Genomic DNA, 20,613 nt, shown 5'->3' with positions numbered 1-20,613 from the left:
GGAGGACTGGCAGTGCCACATTTTTCTAATAAAAAGTTAATTGTCCTATTAGTAAGCGTGATTTTTCTAGTGGCATTGATTGGTTTCTCTTTACGTGATCGTCATAACGCAACATTACCCGAGAAAATTATTAAAGATACAGTTGGCTTTGCACAATCCCTTGTCGCAAAGCCGGCTAATTACATAACAGGTATTTTTAGCAATATTGATTCGCTGTTAAATACGTATGAAGAGAACCAGCGCTTAAAAATGCGTCTAGAAGACTTTGCCGTGCTAAAGGCAGAAGTGAGTACTTTAAAGGCCGAAAATTCTTCATTGCGTGAACTCGCATCAATCGAGGAAAGTTTGCGTGATTTCGACCCAATTCAGGCGACGGTCATCGCGAGAAACCCTGATCAGTGGGAAGAAAAAATTATTTTAAATAAAGGGACAGCAGACGGTGTTGAAAAAAACATGGCTGTTATGACTTCTCGAGGGCTAGTTGGTAAAATAGTCATCGCAACACCTTATACTTCAGAAGTGGAACTGCTTTATACGAATAATGAAAACTATCGTGTGTCAGCGGTTGTACATGATGAAAAGAATAAGGAAATTCATGGTTTAGTAGAAGGTTATGACGTTGAGCGTAACGAATTACTATTAAAGCGTATCGATTCTAAAGTGGAACTTAAAGAAGGCGGTAAAGTATTGTCTTCCGGACTAGGGGGAATCTTCCCGAAAGGTATCTTAATCGGTGAGATTACAGAAGTGACAACTGATGACTTCGGTTTAACGAAAATGGCCTATGTCAAACCAGCAGCAGATTTTTCAATGATCGAGCATGTTATTATTGCTAAGCGCAAAACAATTTCGGTAGATGGTTCTGATGGCGGCAGTACAAATGAAGATTTAGTAAATGGACCGGCCGATGAAAATGAGGGGGATAAGTAATGCTCGCTCGATTTTTAATTGGCTTCGTTGCTGTCTTGCTGTTTTTACTTGAATCGGAGTTTGCCGTATTCTCCCCATTGCAGTTGGGTGAAGGAATCTATTATTTGATTCCGCGTTTTTTAATTTTATATTTAATTTTTCTGTCCATTTATTACAGCCGAAAAAAAGCCATGATTTATGGTCTTATTTTTGGACTTTGTTTTGATGTGTTTTATATTAATATTATTGGTCTTTATACGGTTTTATATCCTGCTATCTGTTATATAGCGGCATGGTGTGTAAAACGTGTTCATCCACATCTAGTATTTTCTACGATTTTGGCATTATTGCTGATGATTGTTTTCGAATTTGTTGTATATGAATTTTTCTATATGCTCCAATTTACAACGATGGCGCTTCAGCCGTTCCTAGTGAATCGGTTAGTTCCGACAACAATTGGTAATCTATTATTTTTGATAATGCTTGCATGGGCGTTTAAATATTGTCTTAACGCTCGTGTATTTCAACGGGCACAATAGCATTTTAAAAAAACGAAAAGAAACAAAGCGGATCCATAATCCGGTTGTTTTCTTTTCGTTATTATGTAGCGCGAGGTGACTTGAAAAAGCTATGAAAAAACAACTTATCCATATTAAAGGAACAAAAGATGGGTTAGTACTTCGTTTGGATGACCAATGTTCTTTTACAGAGTTGGTAGAAGAACTTGGAAAAAAAGTTACAGACGGCCATCTTGATGGTAAAATAGATGTACAATTACACTTAGGTAAACGTTACTGTACACAAGAGCAAAAAGACCAGCTTACTGAAATTGTGGAAAGGCAGCAAAAGCTATGTGTGAAGAAAATTCAAAGTGATGTTATTACATTAGAAGAAAGCCATAAACTGCTTGAGACTAGTCGCTTTGAAACATATGTAGGAATTGTGCGTTCCGGACAAACGATTCGTGTTACTGGCGATATTCTTGTGTTAGGTGATGTCAATCCAAACGGACGTATTGAGGCAGGGGGTAATGTACATATTGCGGGTAAGTTAAAAGGCATTGTGCATGCAGGCATGGATGGCAATGAACAAGCAATTGTATCCGCGTCACATTTTGAACCAACACATATATTGATTGGGAATTATGTGGAAGTAATGACGAACGAGTCGCAATATATATTAGACAATACCGATCAGATTTTTGCCTATCTTGGAGAAAATAATGTAATAGCATATGATAGAATCCAGGAAATAAGAAATGTACGACCGAATTTATCAACATTCAAAGGAGGAAGCTAAATGAGTGATGAAGAATTATTATTCTCTAAGAATACTGATGAAACTGGAGCTCAAAAAGCTACCTTATATAAGGAAGGGGCCGCTAATGTGGGAGAAGCAATCGTTATAACTTCAGGAAAAGGTGGAGTAGGAAAAACTACTACGACTGCAAACCTAGGAACGGCATTGGCACTTCAAGGTAAGAAAGTTTGTCTAGTCGATACGGATATCGGACTGCGTAATTTAGACGTTATATTAGGTTTGGAAAATCGGATCATTTATGATTTAGTGGACGTCATTGAGGGCCGCTGCAAAACGCATCAGGCATTAGTAAAGGACAAACGTGTAGATGAACGTCTATACTTGATGCCTGCTGCCCAAAATACAGACAAGAACGCGATTAACCCTGAACAGATGAAAGCTTTGATCGATGAGTTGAAGCGTGAGTTTGACTATATTTTAATTGATTGTCCGGCCGGTATTGAGCAAGGCTATCGCAATGCGGTCGCTGGTGCAGATCGTGCCATTGTTGTGACAACACCTGAAATTTCAGCAGTAAGAGATGCGGATCGTATAATCGGATTGCTGGAACAGGAACCAATCGAACCGCCTAAGCTTATTATTAACCGAATCCGTAAGAGCTTGATGAATAATGGAGATGCGATGGATATTACAGAAGTAACAACGCATTTATCGATTGATTTATTGGGAATCATTGTCGATAGTGAAGATGTTATCAGTTCATCCAATAAAGGTGAACCAATTGTCATGAATCCGAATAACAAAGCATCATTGGGATACCGTAATATCGCACGCCGTATATTAGGGGACTCTGTGCCGTTAATGTCCTTGGAAGATGATCAGCCGAAAGGCGTTTTTGCAAAAATAAAAGCATTATTTAAATAAGAAGTAAGCTGTATGGAATGTAATCTACTATTCTATACAGCTTTTTTTCTATGTACAGGCTTTCCTGAATTGTATTGTTGTTCCTGACATATACTAGTGCAAAAAGAGGGATGGTGAGCTTGAAAAAATGGCAGTGGCTCATCGCGAGTATTGTCTTTGTTGTTATTTATAGCTGTAATTATTATGGGGATATCGCTACAAAACGTGTCATTCATTCGGTTGTCTATAGTTCGGATGATTTAGTCATGATGCGAAAAGCGGTGGTGAGTATGTTGTCTAATGAAGACCAGCAGCTCCCTGTTAGTGCAGATGTATCGATTAGTCAATTACAGCTCTTTGAGACGATTGATCGTTTTAATGACGGATATTTACTCGTGTATGATGAACCGTTCGTATTAAATGCATTGTATGATGGGATGATTGTGTTTACGGGCCATACAAAATATAACGGGAAAACGGTCTCGGTTGTTTATGATACAGGGGATACGGTTACGTTTGGTTTTGTGGACGACTTCTATGTATTGCCTTATACAACGGTAACAAAAGGTGCAGTTGTCGCTACGAAAAAAAGCGGGGAACTCTATATTCAGATTGAACGTAACGGGGAAATTTTAAATATGGAAGAAACGATTCGCTGGCTAAAGGAACAGCCGATTTAGATGAAAATTACGATTCATCCATTATTTTTGTTACTGCTCTTATCAATCGTATTATATGGTGATATTGCTTTATACAGTGTAATTATTGTTTCGTTATTATTTCATGAATTAGGTCATTTTATCGCTGCAAAGCTTGTCGGAGCCAAGATAACGCAATGTAAAATCGTTCCTTACGGCGGGGAGATGACGATTAAGGATGAATTGCAGTTATCCTATCAGCAACTGATCATTATCGCTATTGGAGGACCGGTTGCAACATGTCTCGGGATTTTTATCAGTTTATTCCTGCCCGATATGCTCAGTGCGAGATTAATAGAAGTTCAGTTCTTTATTCTAGCTATTAACCTCATCCCCATTTGGCCTCTGGATGGTGGAAGAATACTATGTTACAGCATTTTGAAATGGCGGCCGTTTTCTGAAATTTTCGAATTTTATTTAACGGCTTCTTTTTATTTACTTACGGTAACAATTATCGTACTATTATATTTATTGCCGCAGACATTGTCTTTAGCAATTATAAGCCTCTTTTTATGGAGCAAAGTAATTGGAGATTGGAAATATCGAAAATACCGTTCTGCTTTTGAGAAAATAGTTATGAAGCGGTTGACTTGATAATTCTGATGTGGTAGTATTTTAATGTTATTGTTTGTAGCACCCGTGCTACTGCAACCGCGCTGAACAGGTTTAAGTACCTTTATAGGTCACCTGCAATTCCGGGCGAGTCTGAGTCTAAGAGGAGGTGCATTTTAATGTACGCAATTATCGAAACTGGTGGTAAACAAATCAAAGTTGAAGCAGGTCAAGAAATCTATGTTGAAAAACTAGGTGTGGCTGCTGACGAAATCGTTACTTTTGACAAAGTTTTATTCGTAGGTGGAGAAACAGTTAAAGTTGGAGCTCCAACAGTTGCTGGCGCTACTGTAACAGCTAAAGTTGTTAAAGAAGGTAAGCAAAAGAAAATTACTGTTTTCAAACTTAAAGCGAAAAAGAACTACCGTCGTAAGCAAGGTCACCGTCAACCTTACACAAAATTAGTAGTTGAAGCTATCAACGCTTAATAAGTAGGTGATGGATATGATTACAGTAACTATTTATAGTGATGAAAATCGTAAATCGTATGGATTTGAAATTTCAGGACATGCTCTATCGGATATCTATGGTCGAGATTTAGTTTGTGCTGGTGCTTCTGCTGTTGCCTTTGGTGCAGTGAACGCAATCCCGCAAATTACAGGAATTACTCCTGAAATCGAACAAGGTGCTGAAGGCGGTTACTTAAATGTAACTGTTCCACAAGCTGAACTGAATGATGAAACAGACGCTAAATTACAAGTTATTCTGAACACAATGGTGACACAGTTCTATACAATGACTGCGAGCTATTCAGAATATATCGAATTGAAATATAAAATGATCTAGGAGGTGGAACAGAATGTTATTATTAACTTTAGATCTTCAATTCTTCGCATCTAAAAAAGGTGTAGGTTCTACTAAAAACGGACGTGACTCTGAGTCTAAACGCCTTGGTGCTAAACGCGCTGATGGTCAATTTGTTACTGGTGGTTCAATTCTTTACCGTCAACGCGGTACAAAAATTTACCCAGGTACAAACGTAGGCCGCGGTGGTGACGATACATTATTCGCAAAAGTTGACGGCGTTGTTAAATTTGAACGCTATGGTCGCGACAAGAAAAAAGTATCTGTATACCCTACAGCTCAAGAAGCATAATTCTTGCAATGAAAGGACTGCATTTATTGCAGTCCTTTTTTAAGTTTTTGCACAAAAATGAAGAGATGCCTTTATAAATGGATGGTTGAAATTTTCTTAAGTATTGAATATGGCATGAGTATGAAGTATGGAAGGAAAATTGATGAAAAACTTGTTATACTAATAATACTGTAATACGGAGTGTGTAAAATGACCGTTTCAAAATTAACTGTAAGTGAAGCATTACGCTTTGCGAATCACGACTATTTGAATCAGCTTCATTTAATCCAGATGAACTTAGATTTAGGACGAGTGGACGAGGCGAAAAAGGTAATTTTTGACCAGTCTGAACATTGTAAAATGCTTTCGAACATCAATCGACTTCAATTAACGGAAACAGTGGAATGGCTTCATACACTGAGTTGGCGTTATCCGGCTTTACAACTGAGCATGACAAGTAATGTAAACGCACCAATACAAAGCAAGTACGATGAAGCGATTGTTCAATACTTGGAAAACACAATTATTCATGTTTACGACAAGCTTGATCCATATGAAGAGCATCAATTACTGTTAAACATCGAAACATATGAAGAGAAATGGAATATTTCATTTCATTTAAAGGGAAAATGGGAACAGTCGCCATTTTCAATAGAACAGAATATTTTTAATGTGGAAACATATGAACAAACGAATACAAGTTGGAAATATGTTCTTCACATATGAGGAGTGAAAGAAATGTTTGTCGATCACGTAAAGATTTATGTTAAAGGTGGAGACGGCGGGGATGGAATGGTTGCCTTCCGTCGTGAAAAATATGTACCGAATGGTGGTCCTGCAGGTGGAGACGGAGCACGAGGCGGTAACGTTATATTTGAAGTAGAAGAAGGTTTACGTACGCTAATGGATTTCCGTTACAAACGTCACTTCAAAGCTGAACGTGGAGAGCACGGGATGAGTAAAGGGATGCACGGTCGTCGTGCAGAAGATTTAATCGTAAAAGTGCCACCAGGAACAGTTGTGATGAATGCTGAAACAAAAACAGTCATTGCCGATTTAGTTGAACATGGTCAACAAGCTGTAATTGCTAAAGCAGGCCGTGGCGGACGTGGTAACTGCCGTTTTGCGACACCTTCTAACCCAGCACCAGAATTAGCCGAAAAAGGCGAACCAGGTCAAGAGCTGGAAGTAATTTTAGAATTGAAAGTATTGGCGGATGTTGGATTAGTTGGTTTCCCTTCTGTTGGTAAATCAACACTACTTTCTGTTGTTTCTTCTGCAAAACCTAAAATCGGCGCTTATCACTTTACGACAATCGTACCGAACTTAGGCATGGTGGAAACTGATGATGGCCGTTCATTCGCAATGGCAGATTTACCTGGTCTTATCGAGGGTGCGCACCAAGGTGTCGGATTAGGAATGCAGTTCCTGCGTCACATTGAGCGTACACGTGTAATCGTACACGTAATCGATATGTCCGGTATGGAAGGCCGCGAACCTTATGATGATTATTTAACAATTAACAACGAGCTTGAACAATATAACTTACGATTACTTGAGCGTCCTCAAATTGTCGTTGCAAACAAAATGGATATGCCGAATGCCGAAGAAAACTTGAAAGAGTTTAAAAAGAAAGTGGGAGAAGATGTAAAGGTCTTCCCGGTTTCAGCGGTTTCTCGTCAAGGGTTAAAACCATTACTATTTGAAATTGCGGATCTTTTAGAAGTGACACCGGAGTTCTTATTACACGATGTACTTGAAGAAGAATCAGATGCAGTCGTAATGTACAAGCATGAAGGCCAAGGCGGCGACTTCGAAATTTCACGTGATGACGATGGTGCATATGTTCTTTCAGGATACACAATCGAACGCCTATTCAAAATGACGGACTTCAGCCGTGAAGACGGTATTCGACGCTTTGCTCGCCAATTACGTGCGATGGGTGTCGATGAAGAGTTACGTAAACGCGGTGCCCAAAACGGTGATACTGTACGTTTAATGGAATTCGAATTTGACTTTGTCGACTAATTAAGTGGGGGATGACGATGAAAAACGTAGCAAATCAGCGATATTATTTAGTGCGTGAAGATGTCCTGACAGATGCGATGCAAAAAACATTGGAAGCAAAACAATTATTGCAAAAAGGATCTGTTTCATCTATATGGGATGCGGTAAAAGAAGTGGATTTATCTCGAAGCGCATTTTATAAATATCGTGATGCAGTTTTTCCTTTCCATTCGATTGTGCAAGAGCGTATTTTAACAGTTTTCATTCAATTACAAGATCGAAAAGGTACACTTGCCAAATTACTCGAAACTGTATCTGATGCACATTGCAATGTTCTGACGATTCATCAGACAATTCCGATTCAAGGACGTGCCAATGTGACGCTTTCTTTAGATGTTACAAGCATGTCTTATGAGCTGGATGAACTTATTCGCAGCTTAAATCAACTTGAATTTATCGAATCTGCTGAAGTAATCAGTTCTGGCGCATTTTAACTTTCCTTTGAAGAGCAATGTTGTTTAACAGAAAAAGTGAGATGTTCCGGTGCAAATACATCAGGATATAATAAATAAAATTGCTGTCCAATGTGTTTTAGGGCATTTTGGACAGCATTTCTTATAGGATGAATTTCCAGAAAATTTAGAACTTACGATCGAGGTGCTTATTGATGTCAGAAAAAAATTGGGAAAAAAGAATTGCTTACCTAGGTCCGGAAGCATCATTTACATATTTAGCAACAAAGGGACTATTTCCGCATGATTGGCATATTCCGTACAAGTCGATTCCGGAATGCATTGAAGCGGTATCGGAAGGGAAAGTTGAGCTGGCGGTAGTCCCGGTGGAAAATGCACTGGAAGGTTCTGTTCCGCTAACAATTGACTACTTGTACCATGAATCCGAGCTTTTCGTTACAGCTGAAGTGATGTCGAAAATTCAACAGCATTTATTAGTGAATAAAAAGTTTGCGGAAAATAAAGAGGCAATCGAGGAGATTTATTCACATCCGCATGCTTTAGCACAGTGCCATAAATATTTATATTATAATCATGGAGGTGTAAGACAGACATCGTATTCTTCAACTGCTGCCGCAGCAGAGCTTGTATCCCAAACTGAAGACCGCTGTATTGCTGCCGTTGCGAACTTTTCTGCCGCTGAAAAATATAATTTACATATACTCGAACACAATATCCATGATTTCCATTTTAATCATACGCGCTTCTTCGTTTTATCGAAGCAAAATATAAAGCATGGTTTAGTACCGTTGCAGGCACAACCGAAAACTACGTTTATGCTTACATTACCGACAGATGTGTCTGGTGCGCTTCATCAAGTACTTTCGGTATTTGCATGGCGTAAACTGAACTTGAGTAAGATTGAATCACGACCACTTAAAACAGGACTGGGGAATTATTTCTTCATTACTGATATACTAGCAGATGAAGAGGAACCGATGATGAAAGGTGCAGTGGAAGAACTGATTGCACTAGGCTGCAAAGTGAAGTCACTCGGTACATATTATACATACGTCACACCAGAGTGAGGTGAAGAGCATGAAGCGAATCTTATTATTTGATGGAGAGTGCAATTTCTGTAATGCAAGTGTCCAGTTTATTATTAAACGTGACCCGAAAGCATTGTTTCAGTTTGCGTCGCTGCAAAGTGAAGTTGGAAGGGCATTGTTAAAAGAGTATGATGTGCCGGAAAACATAGATAGTATTGTGTTTATAGAAGACGACCAGCATTTTACGGAATCGACGGCCGCACTTAAAATTACACGAAACTTATCAGGTTTGTGGAAGCTGTTTTACGTATTTGTGGTAGTACCAAAACCCGTTCGTGATCTTGTGTATCGCTGGATTGCCAAAAATCGCTACAAATGGTTCGGAAAAAAACAGGAATGTATGTTACCGTCACCGGAACAGCGAAAACGATTTTTATAAAATGTACAGGTGCACTCTGCTTCATGCGGAGTGCTTTTTTTGTCCGGATTTTTATGAGAACAGTGGGGGTGCGGTTTTTAGAAGAAATGTGGCTTTTATTAGGAAATACAATGAGTTTATTAAATTCTAATAGTGTAGGGTTGAAAAAGAATATACATGACATACATATTAGAACATTGCTGTGAGATATTAGAAAATACCATTAGGATATTTGAATATCCAGCTGCGATATTAGAAAAAAGCAAACCTTTATTAGAACATCTGGTCTTCCGTCAATATTTCGGACAAACGTTAAGAGACTTTTTTTGCTACCGCCCTTCGGTTGCTCTGCTTTTCATCCCTCCATGCCCAGACCTGGGCATGGAGGGATGAAAACCCTGTAAGAGAACTTTATGAGGCATTTTGACAAACAGAATCCTGTTGATTTCTCTCAAATTGGTTTGGTGATAAATAACCGATTGTTGAATGACGTCGTCGTTCATTGTAAAAGTTTACGATATATGACTCCACGCTCTTTCGTGCTTCTTTTTTGGATTCGAAACGGTGACGATAGATCCATTCTTTTTTGATTGTGGCGTGGAAGGATTCAATACACGCATTGTCATAGGGATTTCCTTTACGACTCATGCTAATTTTAATCCCATGTTCTTTTAAAGTGCTTGTATAGCTTGTGGCACAATATTGTGCGCCTCGATCTGAATGATGAACTAATCCCTTCTCGGGTTTTCGAACTGCTAATGCATGCTTCAAGGCTTGATCTACTAATGTTTCTTCCATATGATCTGCGATGGCCCAGCCGACAATTTTACGAGAATATAAATCCATGATGGACGCAAGATACACCCACCCCTCCAGTGTTCGGATATAAGTTATATCTGCGACCCATACTTTATTTTTCTCTTTAACTTGAAATTGACGTTTGACTAGATTCGGATAAATAAATTGATGGTGATTGGAATCCGTTGTTCGTTGAACAGTTTTCGGGATTACGGCACTTAACCCAAGGTTTCGCATCATATTCGCAATTTTCTTTTGCGAACAGACATAACCTAAACTCGCTAAGTCTTGCGCAATTCGAGGGCTACCGTATGTACCAAAACTCCTCGCATACGATCGATGAATCTGATGGGCAATTTCTGTATCACGTACTTCTTTTTCCGATAAGGGCTGTATCTGTTTTTTACGCCAATCATAATAACCGCTTTTTGAAACCATCAATACTTTACACATCATCGCAATGCCAAAGTCGTTTTTATGCTTTTCAATGAATGCATAAATCACTCGGGGTTTTTCGCGAAGATGTGCATAGCCTTTTTTAGAATTTCATTCTCTTCTTCCAAATCACGTAACTTCTTATCAAACGCTGCCTGCAACTTATCTACTTCGCTAGAAGTAAAGTATCGTGTGACATCCTGATTTTTCGATTCACGATAATCTTTAATCCATTTATGGATCGTTGAAGACCCAATTTCAAACTTAAATGCCAGATCTGAAACTTTTGCGCCATCTTCTAAAACAGACTTTAAAATGTATTCTTTTGTTTGTGCGTCTAATCGCTTTCGAGTTTGTTTTTCTTTCATCGGTTCCACGTCCTTTTTTAGATATCTTAATCTTAAAGTGTCTCTTAAGACGTGTCCATTTTTTATACTAACCTCACATCGAAACGATATTTTAGAAAATCGACAATTTATTAGAAGATAAAAATTTTTATTAGAAGTTCTGTAATTATATTAGAATTTCCCTTATGAAAATCAAACTTTACTAAAACGAGGCTCGTCTAATTGATGAAAGGAGGTATTTAGGTGGAAAGTTATTTAATAAATGATACCGCTAATTTATCAAATGAAATGATTATAGATGAATTAATGCAACAGTACGGGGAAGAGATATTAAAGCTTGTTATGCAATATGTACATAATCATTCGGTTGCCGAGGATCTGACGCAGGAAATTTTCGTGAAATGCTACAAGGCACTCCCTTCTTTTCAATATGGTTCATCGTTAAAAACATGGCTTTGGCGCATTGCAATTAATCATTCAAAAGATTATTTGAAAAGCTGGTATGCCAAAAATGTCGAAGCAAAAGATGATGAAGTTTTTATGAAAGTAGAAAGCAGTATGTCCGTTGAACAAGAAGTCATACAGCAGCAGGAAGATAATAACTTAGTCAAGGCGGTCATGGCACTGCCGGTCAAATATCGTGAAGTTATTTACTTGTGCTATTACGAAGATCAGACGATGAAGGAAATGTCCGAAGTACTGCAAATTAGTGAAAACACGGTGAAAACAAGGCTTAGAAAAGGAAAGCAGCTATTAAAAAAACATCTGGAGCGTGAAGAGAATGGATGATCGTTTAAAAAATTTTAAAAAAGCGATGGATCGCACCGCATTTTCCAGCACAAAGTTCACAGAGCAGCATAAAGAAAATGTCCAACGACAGTTAAACATCGATGAATTGAAAAGGGTAATTTTGTCACTTTTAATTGAAGCAAAGTCCGGTATTGAAATTACGCAATTACTGCATGTAAGGGGAATACAGGATGTAATCAAAAATGAGGGAATCATCTATTCAATTCTTCATGAACAGGAAAGGAATGGGTTTGTGCTCGCAAATTGGACGGACGGCATTAAGCGGTATGAGTTAACGAAGACCGGAAAAAAACAATTACAGCAAGAGAGACAAATCAAACTGACATTGAAGGAGCGTCTGATGGGGGTGCGTATGCATGCAGAGTGAACGTTTTTTAAATAAAGTAACAGCCTTTATTCGTTCAAAAGAAGCTCAGGTACATGTATATGATGAATTAAAGCGCCATATAGAACATTCGAAAAATGCCTGGTTAAAAAAAGGGTATACATCCGATGAAGCGGAACGAAAAGCAATTGATGAAATGGGCTCACCATCCGCACTCGGAAAATCGATGGACAAGATTCACCGGCCCAAAGTCGATTGGCTGCTGATTAGTTTAGTTGCTATTCTATTAGGGGCCAGCTTTATCCCGATTTTAACATTTGATAGTACTGTTATTTTTGGGGCAGACATGACTAATTATTTTATTCGAAACAAATGGCTACACCTTCTTTGTGCCGTCCTATTGATTGCAGCACTGATGTATATCGATTATCGGAAGTTGGAGCGTTTCAGTCTAGCTATATATTTGGGTGCCCTTATTTTGTTAATCATATTAAATTATTTTCCGACAGCTATGGTTTCCGGGCAAAGCTATTTAATAGTAGGGCCGATACAGATTCAGGTTTGGACCGTTTTACCATTGCTGCTCATTGCTTGGGCAGGCTTTTTTACACAGAAGAAATTTAAAAGTTGGCAGTTAATCATCTTATTTGTTTTGCCGTTATGGTTTATTTTACGTGCGCCAAACCTGACAGCAGCCCTTATTTATGCAGGGGTCGTTACTATTTTATTTTATTTAAGTGACTACTCGCTAAAATCGAAAATTTTGACAAGTATAACAGTGATTGGCTTAATCGCTAGTGCGGTGTTTCTGATGACTCCGCAGCTGCACCATTACCAGCTTGTACGTATCTATGCTTTTCTGAATCCGGAAAGCTATGCCACACAGGAAGGCTATATTTATCTGGCAATCAAAAATGCATTAAATGAAGCTGGGTGGTTTGGGGCAGAGACGATCCGATATATTCCGGAAGGGCATACAGATTTTGCTTTAGTACAGCTTATCCAGGAATTTGGTTACATTGCAGGAATTGCTGTCGTAACGGTATTATTCGCCATCGCAATTCGTATACTTTGGGAAGCAAAACAATTAACCCGTTCATATGGCAAAATGCTTGTAATCGGAGCAGTATCTTTTTATTGCATGCAGTTTGGATATTCTGTGGCAATGATTCTTGGTTGGTTGCCGATTATCGGATTATCGCTTCCTTTTATAAGTTACGGTTTTACATCCCTCCTAATAAACTCGTTTGTCATTGGGATTGCACTAAGCGTGTATCGCCGGAAAACATTCATAGGGAGTGGAGCGCAGCAGAACTAATCATAAAAAAACAGCTTATTCATGTGACAGGGTGTCTTTTGAATAAGCTGTTTTATCTTAGTTTTCAATCAAGAACCCGCGCTGACGTAATTTCTCTTCTGCCAGATTCAAGCTTTCTTCAGAAGTCGAGCTAATGACATGTAAGTGTGTACCGTCCGTTAATGCAGAAAGATAAAGGGCATTCGTTTCTTGGACGCGTTTTACAAAATGCTCCACTTCCAAGCGGTTTGATACCATAATCGAAGCGGTAATTTCTCCGTATACCGGATGCTCGACTATAACGCTTTCGACCATAACCCCACAGTCGACCAATATGAAAAGTTCTTCTTTTGCCTCATTTGGATTGTGCATACATACAATTTTTCGTTGAAGGCGTGTTTGCTGGACATTGTGCATATAAATATACCCTTGGCTTGTTGCTACAATCGGTTCATTTCGTGCTTTCAATAAATTCATATCATTGACGATGACTTGTCTTGAAACATTTGTACGCTTCGCCAAATCTGTACCTGTCATTGGCTGTTCAGCCGTTTTTAACAATGCAAGCAGTTCCAAACGCCGTTCTTCACCTAATAATTTTTTCAATATATTCACCTCAATTAGCATACCAGTTCCTTTTCATCTTATCATATTTACCGCTTGCTAAGCGTGAACATTGTGGCAATAGCACAATTTGTGCATATGCTATTACGAGAAAAGGAGGAAAGAAGTGCGCGTTCATATTGTTCAAAAGGGAGACACTTTGTGGAAAATCGCGAAGCAATACGCGGTTGGCTTTGATGAATTAAAGCGATTAAATGCCCATTTAGCAAACCCTGATTATATTGTTCCGGGGATGGAAATTTATTTACCGGACACGACAGCGAAAAAAGAAATGCGGCAACCTGTGAAGGAACAGCCGAAATCTGTTAAAGAGCAGCCGGTACAAATGCCTGCACCAGCTCCGGCACCGAAGAAAGAGCATATCGTTAAGCCGGCACCAGTGCCTGTACCAACACCGGCACCTATGCCGATGCCACAGCCGCAAAAGCCGATTTGGCAAGGGGATATTTATTTCCAGCCACCGGCACCACAGCCGATGCCGATGCCAATGCCAATGCCAAACTGGCAAACACATGTACATGTTCAGCCGACATTTGAAAATACGGTGACAGCACCGCAACCAATGCCATTGCCACAGCAACCGGTTATTCAACAACCTCCGCAGCAACCACAACAACCGATTTTTATCGAACAACCACACTATATTCAGCCGATGCCAATGCCAATGCCGATGCCGCAAATGCCTGTGTGTCCAACATGTCACCACATGCCAATGCCGATGCCAATGCCGATGCCAATGCCACAAATGCCAGTATGTTCAAAATGTCATCAAATGGCAATGGAATCTCCGATGCACATGCAATCAATGCCAATGCACATGCATCCAATGCCGATGCCTCAAATGCATGGATGTTCAAAATGTAACCAAATGGCAATGGAATCCCCGATGCAAATGCAACCAAATATGTACATGGAGCCAATGCCAATGCCAATGTCGATGCCGATGCAAATGCAAATGCAGCCGATTTTTAATGAAGAGTCTTCATTAAAGAAAGACCATTGCCATGATAAAGATCACCTAGTGCACCAGTATTATGAAGAAATTGACCACATGATGCGTCAACCTAACCCTTGTTACCCACACATGATGCCATATCAAGAAAATTCAATGCAGCACATGATGCCATATCCAGCAAATACGATGCCCCAAATGCACCAAATGCCACATCCGCCTAAGTCATGTCAATAGTAATTAAAGAGAATTGCTGGAAGTGGGATACACATAAAGGGTCCTTTTTTATGAAGTACTATGAGAATGGTTTTGTGGCGCAGAAAGTTAAAGCGATTCATCGAGAGCTTGAAAATATACAATTTCCATATCATATTCCACTTGTAGAAAATGAAGAGCCGCATATATTAAAGCAGTTTTGGTTTGAAGGGAAAAGTGCGGAGTATAAACGATTTGAACATCAGCAGCTTTCCCTGCATGCAATCGAAAAACTGCATGAAACATGTGAAGTCATTCCTTGGGCGGAAACAGGCATCTTGTCCACATATCGATTAGAGGAGAAGTGGAAGAGGAGATTTGAGCGTTTTATCCATCATGAAAGAGAACTAAGACGTTTATTAAAAAGCAATTATGATATTTTAGTCAACCATGCTTCCTATGCCTTAGGTTTAATGGCTCAAATAACAGTTCCGAGTGAAAAGCAAACGATTTTACATGGGGATGTTGTTCATCATAATGTGATGCTACGTGGTGAAGACGTGAAACTTATTGATTTTGATTTAGCTTCTTTAGGGGAAGCCTCAGATGAAATTATTTTATGGCTTCATCGCGTATTGCCGCATGTTCAGTATGAAATACAACCGCTTGTAAATGACCACCATTATTTGCATAAAGCGCAGGAAAAGCTTCATTATCTGTTTTTCCCGAATGAAATATTAAGGGAATGTCTGTTTTATCTGAAACTCAGCGACCGTCAAAAGCTTTCCTGCTATCCGTTTATTCAATCGATTGTTTATGACTGGATGAAAAATTACGATTCTTTTGCAAGACAGATCGATACATTGCAAAATTAATTGGCAGTTTATAATCGATGTTAGATGGAGAAGAATATGATAAACTATTAAAGGCTGTCTTAAAGGACGGTCTTTTCTTTTTGAACCAACATACGTTCGGTAATTCACAACTCTTATGCTATAATAGAGCGAGAAATGTGAGGGATAAAACGATGTATGATTATTTAAAAGGACAGGTTACAAGGGTTACACCCGAGTATATTGTATTAGAGCAACAAGGCATTGGCTGGATGCTGTATACGCCAAATCCATTTGCATTCCGTACATCTGCAAGCGAACAGCAAATATATGTATCCTTGCAAGTGCGTGAAGATGCCCAAAATTTATACGGGTTCAATAGTTTGGAGCAGCGTGAATTATTTAAAAAGCTAATTCAAGTTTCGGGCATTGGTCCAAAGGGCGCGCTTGCTATTTTAGCGAGCGGTAATCCGACTTCAGTCATTCAGGCAATTGAAATGGAAGATGAAGCATTTTTAATCCGTTTCCCGGGCGTCGGGAAAAAAACAGCACGTCAAATGATTCTCGATCTAAAAGGGAAGCTGGACATGCTGCTTGATCACGTCGAGTTACCAAGTGCAGAAAATGAGCTGCCATTGTTTGGAGTGAATCCGAATGAACATGAATTGCAGGAAGCGATGCTGGCACTTGTCGCATTAGGCTATTCAGAAAAGGAATTAGACAAAATCAGACCGCAATTAAGTGAAGATGATAAGTTAACGACGACAGACGCCTATATTAAACAGGCATTGAAGCTGTTGTTGAAATTGAAATAAAAAGGAGTGAGAAGCATGTCAGACCGTGTACTTTCTGGTGAAGCAACAGATGCCGAGCAGCAGTTTGAGCTTTCTTTAAGACCGCAACGTTTAGCGCAATACATAGGCCAAGATAAAGTGAAAGAAAACCTGAAAATATTTATCGAAGCCGCTAAGCTACGTCAGGAAAGTCTTGACCATGTTCTCCTTTATGGTCCACCTGGTTTAGGGAAGACGACGTTAGCGATTGTCATAGCGAACGAGATGGATGTAAATGTAAAGATGACAAGCGGTCCTGCGATTGAGCGACCTGGTGATTTAGCAGCGATTTTAAGCTCTCTTGAAGCAGGGGATGTGCTTTTTATCGATGAAATCCATCGCCTGCCAAGAGCGATTGAAGAAGTACTTTATTCTGCGATGGAAGATTTCTGTCTGGATATCGTAGTCGGAAAAGGTCCTGAAGCCCGTTCGATCCGATTGGAGTTGCCGCCATTTACACTCGTTGGTGCAACAACGAGAGCAGGTGCTTTATCTGCACCGCTTCGTGACCGTTTTGGTGTTTTATCGCGACTGGAATATTATGATGAGCAGTCATTAGCCGAAATTGTTATCCGTTCCGGTGAATTGTTTGGTGTTGCGCTGGATAAGCATGCGGCATTTGAAATTGCCCGCAGATCCCGAGGGACACCTCGTATCGCAAATCGATTGTTAAAACGTGTCCGTGACTATGCACAAGTATTGGCAGATGGCATTGTTTCCACAAGTTTGGCGGAACAGGCACTCGAACTGCTGCAAGTTGATCCACGAGGACTTGATCATATTGATCATAAATTGATGCAGTCAATGATTGAACGATTTGGCGGAGGTCCTGTCGGATTGGATGCATTAGCGGCATCGATCGGAGAAGAGCGTATTACGATTGAAGATGTATATGAACCATATTTATTGCAAATCGGATTTATTCAACGAACACCACGTGGCCGAATCGCGACAAATCTTTGTTACGACCATTTCGGTTATCCGCAGACACAAAAAGAATAGAAGGAAGTTTTGAACGTGAAAGTAGAAGATTTTGATTTTTATTTACCAGAGGAATTAATTGCCCAAACACCATTATTGGATCGTACAGCGAGTCGTTTAATGGTAGTAAATCCGAACTCATTGGAAGTCGAGCATCACACATTCGGTCATATTTTAGATGAGTTAAATGCAGGGGATTGCCTTGTACTAAATGATACGCGTGTATTACCTGCACGCTTAATGGGTGTCAAAGCAGATACTGGCGCGAACATTGAATTGTTGCTGTTAAAACAGACAAATGACGATGAGTGGGAGACGTTAGTAAAACCTGCAAAACGTGTTAAAACAGGCACAGTCGTTACATTTGGTGATGGGTTGTTGACTGCGACTTGCACAGGTGAACTGGATCACGGTGGCCGTACTTTTAAATTCACATATGACGGGATTTTTTATGAAATTTTAGACCAACTGGGTGAAATGCCATTACCGCCATATATTCGTGAAAAGTTGGAAGACCAAGATCGTTATCAAACGGTTTATGCGAAAGAGCGTGGTTCTGCAGCAGCACCAACAGCTGGCCTTCATTTTACACAGCCATTACTTGAAGCAATTAAAGCAAAGGGTGTTGAAGTCGTATTTATTACACTACATGTGGGACTTGGTACATTCCGACCTGTCAGTGTGGATTCGATTGAGGACCATGATATGCACTCTGAATTTTACAGTGTGTCAGAAGAGGCAGCGGCTGTAATTGAACGTGTCAAACAAGCTGGAGGCAAAGTTATTTCGGTAGGGACAACTTCAACCCGTACTCTTGAAACAGTTGCATCGAAAAATGACGGTAAAATTGTCGCTTCTCATGGTTGGACAAATATTTTCATTTATCCGGGCTATGAATATAAAGCAATCGACTGCCTGATTACAAACTTCCATTTACCGAAGTCAACATTAGTGATGCTTGTCAGCGCACTCGCTTCGAAAGAAACAATTATGAACGCTTATGAACAAGCCGTTAAAGAAAAATACCGTTTCTTCAGCTTTGGCGATGCCATGTTTATCCGTCCGGCTAAGTAATTTGCAATTAAACAAAAACCTATATACAATAATAATTTGTGCAACACCTACTAAACTTAGTAGGTGTTTTCATTCGAAGTACTGTATTTACTTTAGAAACGAGAGGATTTTTTTATATGACTGAAACAACAAAACAACCACCAATTCGTTATGAATTGATTAAAACATGTGCACAGACAGGTGCGCGTTTAGGTATTGTCCATACACCACACGGTTCCTTTGAAACACCAACATTTATGCCAGTTGGTACACAAGCGACAGTAAAAGCAATGAGCCCTGAAGAATTAAAAGAAATGAATGCTGGTATTATTCTGTCTAACACATATCACCTATGGTTGCGCCCGGGGAATGATATCGTGAAAGAAGCAGGTGGACTGCATAAATTTATGAACTGGGATCGTCCAATTCTAACTGATTCAGGCGGTTTCCAAGTGTTCTCATTATCTAAGTTCCGTAAAATCGAAGAAGAAGGCGTTTATTTCCGAAACCATCTAAATGGCGACAAGCTGTTTTTATCACCGGAAAAAGCGATGGAAATCCAAAACGACTTAGGTTCTGATATTATGATGGCATTTGATGAATGTCCGCCTTTCCCGGCAACATACGAATACATGGAAGCATCTGTTGACCGCACAACACGTTGGGCAAAACGCTGTAAAGAAGCACATCAACGCCCGGAAGAGCAAGGGCTGTTCGGTATTATTCAAGGCGGGGAATATGAAGAGCTGCGCCGTAAATCGGCTGAAGCATTAGTAGAGCTCGATTTCCCTGGTTATGCAATCGGCGGTTTATCAGTTGGTGAGCCGAAAGATATTATGAATAAAGTATTGGAATTTACTGCTCCAATGATGCCGGCAGATAAACCACGCTATTTAATGGGTGTCGGTTCACCGGACTCTTTAATCGATGGAGCAATGCGCGGCATCGATATGTTCGACTGTGTATTACCAACACGTATTGCACGTAACGGTACATTGATGACATCTGAAGGACGTATGGTCATCAAAAATGCGAAATATGCAAAAGACTTTACGCCAATCGATGAAAATTGCGATTGCTACACATGTAAAAACTATACACGCGCGTATGTGCGTCATTTATTGCGTACAGAAGAAACGTTCGGTTTACGTTTAACGTCATACCATAACTTACGCTTCCTTATTAAATTAATGGAAGATGTACGCCAGGCAATCCGCGAAGACCGTCTAGGCGATTTCAAAGAAGAGTTCTTTGAGAAGTACGGTTACAATAAACCGAATGCTAAAAATTTCTAAAAATATGTTCGAAATTCGAAATTCAATATAATTTTTTTGAGAAAAAAAAGAGTTTTTTGCGCAAAAACCTGCAATTCTATACTATACTAGGTAAGTGAGAAAGAGATAGAGAAAGGGGGCAATTTGAAAATGGAAGGTTTAGTACAATTTTTACCGATTATCGTAATGTTTGTTGCGATGTGGTTCATTTTAATTCGTCCGGCACAAAAACGTCAAAAAGCAACTGCTACAATGCAAAACAGCTTAAAACGTGGTGATAAAGTAGTTACTGTAGGTGGCTTACACGGAGAAGTAGATGCAATTGAAGATACGACTGTCTATTTATTAGTTGACGGAAATACACGTTTAAAATTCGAACGCCAAGCAATTGGCCGTATAGAATCGGTTTAAACGTTACATAAAAAAGCTTGTGGAGTTTAATTTTCCACAAGCTTTTTTGTATTTTTCATGCA

27 protein-coding genes and 1 other annotated feature are annotated in these 20,613 nt (G+C 39.5%); of the genes, 24 read left to right on the top strand and 3 right to left on the bottom strand.

The features are described 5' to 3' along the window. The first annotated feature begins 12 nt into the window (after positions 1 to 12). The 14 genes from mreC to MKY07_RS12845 all read left to right on the top strand — a co-directional run bounded on the left by mreC (position 13) and on the right by MKY07_RS12845 (position 9,404). Positions 13 to 930 carry a rod shape-determining protein MreC gene (mreC, locus tag MKY07_RS12910; RefSeq protein WP_014823333.1) on the top strand — a complete coding sequence of 306 codons (918 nt, stop codon included), beginning with the start codon at positions 13 to 15 and terminating at the stop codon, positions 928 to 930. Beyond that, complete coding sequence (gene mreD, locus MKY07_RS12905; RefSeq protein ID WP_008405199.1) at positions 930 to 1,448, top strand: rod shape-determining protein MreD; 519 nt, start codon at positions 930 to 932, stop codon at positions 1,446 to 1,448. Before mreC ends, mreD begins: the two co-directional genes overlap by 1 nt. Positions 1,449 to 1,539: 91 nt before the next feature. Continuing rightward, positions 1,540 to 2,208 carry a septum site-determining protein MinC gene (locus MKY07_RS12900; RefSeq protein WP_014823334.1) on the top strand — a complete coding sequence of 223 codons (669 nt, stop codon included), beginning with the start codon at positions 1,540 to 1,542 and terminating at the stop codon, positions 2,206 to 2,208. Between the two features lie 87 nt (positions 2,209 to 2,295). Then, positions 2,296 to 3,093: a septum site-determining protein MinD gene (minD, locus tag MKY07_RS12895; protein WP_039966703.1), complete on the top strand. Its 798-nt coding sequence runs from the start codon at positions 2,296 to 2,298 to the stop codon at positions 3,091 to 3,093. A gap of 119 nt (positions 3,094 to 3,212) precedes the next feature. Beyond that, the gene (locus tag MKY07_RS12890; protein WP_014823335.1) at positions 3,213 to 3,752 is read left to right on the top strand and encodes a membrane protein; all 540 of its coding nucleotides are present in this window, start codon (positions 3,213 to 3,215) and stop codon (positions 3,750 to 3,752) included. After that, positions 3,753 to 4,364, top strand: a complete 612-nt coding sequence (locus tag MKY07_RS12885; RefSeq protein ID WP_339262531.1) for a site-2 protease family protein — start codon at positions 3,753 to 3,755, stop codon at positions 4,362 to 4,364. Positions 4,365 to 4,409: 45 nt separating this feature from the next. Continuing rightward, positions 4,410 to 4,487 (top strand) — a sequence feature (ribosomal protein L21 leader region). Between the two features lie 14 nt (positions 4,488 to 4,501). Then, positions 4,502 to 4,810, top strand: a complete 309-nt coding sequence (gene rplU, locus MKY07_RS12880) for a 50S ribosomal protein L21 (RefSeq protein WP_008405205.1) — start codon at positions 4,502 to 4,504, stop codon at positions 4,808 to 4,810. Between the two features lie 16 nt (positions 4,811 to 4,826). Further along, the gene (locus MKY07_RS12875) at positions 4,827 to 5,168 is read left to right on the top strand and encodes a ribosomal-processing cysteine protease Prp (RefSeq protein WP_339262529.1); all 342 of its coding nucleotides are present in this window, start codon (positions 4,827 to 4,829) and stop codon (positions 5,166 to 5,168) included. Positions 5,169 to 5,181: 13 nt separating this feature from the next. Then, entirely contained in the window at positions 5,182 to 5,478 is a 297-nt protein-coding gene (gene rpmA, locus MKY07_RS12870) for a 50S ribosomal protein L27 (protein ID WP_008405208.1), read from the top strand. Positions 5,479 to 5,667: 189 nt separating this feature from the next. Next, positions 5,668 to 6,183, top strand: a complete 516-nt coding sequence (locus MKY07_RS12865; protein ID WP_008405211.1) for a Spo0B domain-containing protein — start codon at positions 5,668 to 5,670, stop codon at positions 6,181 to 6,183. Positions 6,184 to 6,195: 12 nt separating this feature from the next. Further along, a complete protein-coding gene (gene obgE, locus MKY07_RS12860) occupies positions 6,196 to 7,485 on the top strand; it encodes a GTPase ObgE (RefSeq protein ID WP_339262526.1) in 1,290 nt (429 codons plus the stop codon). A 17-nt stretch (positions 7,486 to 7,502) separates the two neighbouring features. Continuing rightward, positions 7,503 to 7,958 (top strand): ACT domain-containing protein, encoded by a 456-nt coding sequence (locus MKY07_RS12855; RefSeq protein ID WP_008405215.1) that lies wholly within the window; start codon positions 7,503 to 7,505, stop codon positions 7,956 to 7,958. Between the two features lie 173 nt (positions 7,959 to 8,131). Continuing rightward, the gene (gene pheA, locus MKY07_RS12850; RefSeq protein WP_014823337.1) at positions 8,132 to 9,004 is read left to right on the top strand and encodes a prephenate dehydratase; all 873 of its coding nucleotides are present in this window, start codon (positions 8,132 to 8,134) and stop codon (positions 9,002 to 9,004) included. Between the two features lie 10 nt (positions 9,005 to 9,014). Continuing rightward, entirely contained in the window at positions 9,015 to 9,404 is a 390-nt protein-coding gene (locus MKY07_RS12845; RefSeq protein WP_339262524.1) for a thiol-disulfide oxidoreductase DCC family protein, read from the top strand. A 390-nt stretch (positions 9,405 to 9,794) separates the two neighbouring features. On the opposite strand, the gene MKY07_RS12840 is transcribed toward MKY07_RS12845, so the two are convergent. Further along, on the bottom strand, positions 9,795 to 10,685 hold the full coding sequence (locus MKY07_RS12840; RefSeq protein ID WP_311774937.1) for an IS3 family transposase: 891 nt from the start codon (positions 10,683 to 10,685) through the stop codon (positions 9,795 to 9,797). Continuing rightward, positions 10,682 to 10,984, bottom strand: a complete 303-nt coding sequence (locus MKY07_RS12835) for a transposase (protein WP_014822792.1) — start codon at positions 10,982 to 10,984, stop codon at positions 10,682 to 10,684. The genes MKY07_RS12840 and MKY07_RS12835 overlap by 4 nt, the downstream gene beginning before the upstream one ends. A 222-nt stretch (positions 10,985 to 11,206) precedes the next feature. On the opposite strand from MKY07_RS12835, the gene MKY07_RS12830 reads away from it, so the two are divergent. Genes MKY07_RS12830 through MKY07_RS12820 form a run of 3 tightly spaced genes read left to right on the top strand, consistent with a single transcriptional unit; the run spans position 11,207 to position 13,416 of the window. Continuing rightward, entirely contained in the window at positions 11,207 to 11,752 is a 546-nt protein-coding gene (locus tag MKY07_RS12830) for a sigma-70 family RNA polymerase sigma factor (RefSeq protein ID WP_014823340.1), read from the top strand. Continuing rightward, positions 11,745 to 12,140 carry a helix-turn-helix transcriptional regulator gene (locus MKY07_RS12825; RefSeq protein ID WP_339262520.1) on the top strand — a complete coding sequence of 132 codons (396 nt, stop codon included), beginning with the start codon at positions 11,745 to 11,747 and terminating at the stop codon, positions 12,138 to 12,140. Before MKY07_RS12830 ends, MKY07_RS12825 begins: the two co-directional genes overlap by 8 nt. Continuing rightward, positions 12,130 to 13,416, top strand: coding sequence for an FtsW/RodA/SpoVE family cell cycle protein (locus tag MKY07_RS12820; RefSeq protein ID WP_339262519.1), 1,287 nt, complete (start codon positions 12,130 to 12,132; stop codon positions 13,414 to 13,416). The genes MKY07_RS12825 and MKY07_RS12820 overlap by 11 nt, the downstream gene beginning before the upstream one ends. 57 nt (positions 13,417 to 13,473) lie before the next feature. Here MKY07_RS12820 and MKY07_RS12815 read toward each other — a convergent pair whose 3' ends face one another. Next, complete coding sequence (locus MKY07_RS12815) at positions 13,474 to 14,001, bottom strand: transcription repressor NadR (RefSeq protein ID WP_014823343.1); 528 nt, start codon at positions 13,999 to 14,001, stop codon at positions 13,474 to 13,476. Between the two features lie 124 nt (positions 14,002 to 14,125). Here MKY07_RS12815 and MKY07_RS12810 point away from each other — a divergent pair, with 124 nt between their 5' ends. From MKY07_RS12810 to yajC, 7 genes are all read left to right on the top strand, one after another. After that, a complete protein-coding gene (locus MKY07_RS12810; protein ID WP_339262517.1) occupies positions 14,126 to 15,208 on the top strand; it encodes a LysM peptidoglycan-binding domain-containing protein in 1,083 nt (360 codons plus the stop codon). 50 nt (positions 15,209 to 15,258) lie between these two features. Continuing rightward, the gene (locus tag MKY07_RS12805; protein ID WP_087615945.1) at positions 15,259 to 16,041 is read left to right on the top strand and encodes a phosphotransferase; all 783 of its coding nucleotides are present in this window, start codon (positions 15,259 to 15,261) and stop codon (positions 16,039 to 16,041) included. A gap of 152 nt (positions 16,042 to 16,193) precedes the next feature. Further along, positions 16,194 to 16,814, top strand: coding sequence for a Holliday junction branch migration protein RuvA (gene ruvA, locus MKY07_RS12800; protein WP_008405232.1), 621 nt, complete (start codon positions 16,194 to 16,196; stop codon positions 16,812 to 16,814). Positions 16,815 to 16,829: 15 nt separating this feature from the next. After that, on the top strand, positions 16,830 to 17,834 hold the full coding sequence (ruvB, locus tag MKY07_RS12795) for a Holliday junction branch migration DNA helicase RuvB (RefSeq protein ID WP_014823346.1): 1,005 nt from the start codon (positions 16,830 to 16,832) through the stop codon (positions 17,832 to 17,834). Positions 17,835 to 17,849: 15 nt separating this feature from the next. Then, positions 17,850 to 18,887: a tRNA preQ1(34) S-adenosylmethionine ribosyltransferase-isomerase QueA gene (gene queA / locus MKY07_RS12790; protein ID WP_339262513.1), complete on the top strand. Its 1,038-nt coding sequence runs from the start codon at positions 17,850 to 17,852 to the stop codon at positions 18,885 to 18,887. Between the two features lie 116 nt (positions 18,888 to 19,003). After that, positions 19,004 to 20,161, top strand: coding sequence for a tRNA guanosine(34) transglycosylase Tgt (gene tgt / locus MKY07_RS12785; protein ID WP_014823348.1), 1,158 nt, complete (start codon positions 19,004 to 19,006; stop codon positions 20,159 to 20,161). 129 nt (positions 20,162 to 20,290) lie between these two features. Next, positions 20,291 to 20,551, top strand: a complete 261-nt coding sequence (gene yajC, locus MKY07_RS12780) for a preprotein translocase subunit YajC (RefSeq protein WP_008405239.1) — start codon at positions 20,291 to 20,293, stop codon at positions 20,549 to 20,551. The last annotated feature ends 62 nt before the right edge of the window (positions 20,552 to 20,613 follow it).

The organism is Solibacillus sp. FSL W7-1472, from assembly GCF_037969775.1.
Lineage (GTDB): Bacteria > Bacillota > Bacilli > Bacillales_A > Planococcaceae > Solibacillus > Solibacillus silvestris.
Note: the sequence above shows the minus strand (reverse complement) of the source record. Positions and strands in the feature narration are given on the sequence as shown.

Bases quoted from the DNA above. Each gene is read 5' to 3' on its own strand.
- mreD (WP_008405199.1), top strand. From the start codon at position 930: ATGCTCGCTCGATTTTTAATTGGCTTCGTTGCTGTCTTGCTGTTTTTA.
- MKY07_RS12900 (WP_014823334.1), top strand. From the start codon at position 1,540: ATGAAAAAACAACTTATCCATATTAAAGGAACAAAAGATGGGTTAGTA.
- MKY07_RS12885 (WP_339262531.1), top strand. From the start codon at position 3,753: ATGAAAATTACGATTCATCCATTATTTTTGTTACTGCTCTTATCAATC.
- rplU (WP_008405205.1), top strand. From the start codon at position 4,502: ATGTACGCAATTATCGAAACTGGTGGTAAACAAATCAAAGTTGAAGCA.
- MKY07_RS12875 (WP_339262529.1), top strand. From the start codon at position 4,827: ATGATTACAGTAACTATTTATAGTGATGAAAATCGTAAATCGTATGGA.
- rpmA (WP_008405208.1), top strand. From the start codon at position 5,182: ATGTTATTATTAACTTTAGATCTTCAATTCTTCGCATCTAAAAAAGGT.
- MKY07_RS12865 (WP_008405211.1), top strand. From the start codon at position 5,668: ATGACCGTTTCAAAATTAACTGTAAGTGAAGCATTACGCTTTGCGAAT.
- obgE (WP_339262526.1), top strand. From the start codon at position 6,196: ATGTTTGTCGATCACGTAAAGATTTATGTTAAAGGTGGAGACGGCGGG.
- MKY07_RS12855 (WP_008405215.1), top strand. From the start codon at position 7,503: ATGAAAAACGTAGCAAATCAGCGATATTATTTAGTGCGTGAAGATGTC.
- pheA (WP_014823337.1), top strand. From the start codon at position 8,132: ATGTCAGAAAAAAATTGGGAAAAAAGAATTGCTTACCTAGGTCCGGAA.
- MKY07_RS12845 (WP_339262524.1), top strand. From the start codon at position 9,015: ATGAAGCGAATCTTATTATTTGATGGAGAGTGCAATTTCTGTAATGCA.
- MKY07_RS12835 (WP_014822792.1), bottom strand. From the start codon at position 10,984: ATGAAAGAAAAACAAACTCGAAAGCGATTAGACGCACAAACAAAAGAA.
- MKY07_RS12825 (WP_339262520.1), top strand. From the start codon at position 11,745: ATGGATGATCGTTTAAAAAATTTTAAAAAAGCGATGGATCGCACCGCA.
- MKY07_RS12820 (WP_339262519.1), top strand. From the start codon at position 12,130: ATGCAGAGTGAACGTTTTTTAAATAAAGTAACAGCCTTTATTCGTTCA.
- MKY07_RS12805 (WP_087615945.1), top strand. From the start codon at position 15,259: ATGAAGTACTATGAGAATGGTTTTGTGGCGCAGAAAGTTAAAGCGATT.
- ruvA (WP_008405232.1), top strand. From the start codon at position 16,194: ATGTATGATTATTTAAAAGGACAGGTTACAAGGGTTACACCCGAGTAT.
- ruvB (WP_014823346.1), top strand. From the start codon at position 16,830: ATGTCAGACCGTGTACTTTCTGGTGAAGCAACAGATGCCGAGCAGCAG.
- tgt (WP_014823348.1), top strand. From the start codon at position 19,004: ATGACTGAAACAACAAAACAACCACCAATTCGTTATGAATTGATTAAA.
- yajC (WP_008405239.1), top strand. From the start codon at position 20,291: ATGGAAGGTTTAGTACAATTTTTACCGATTATCGTAATGTTTGTTGCG.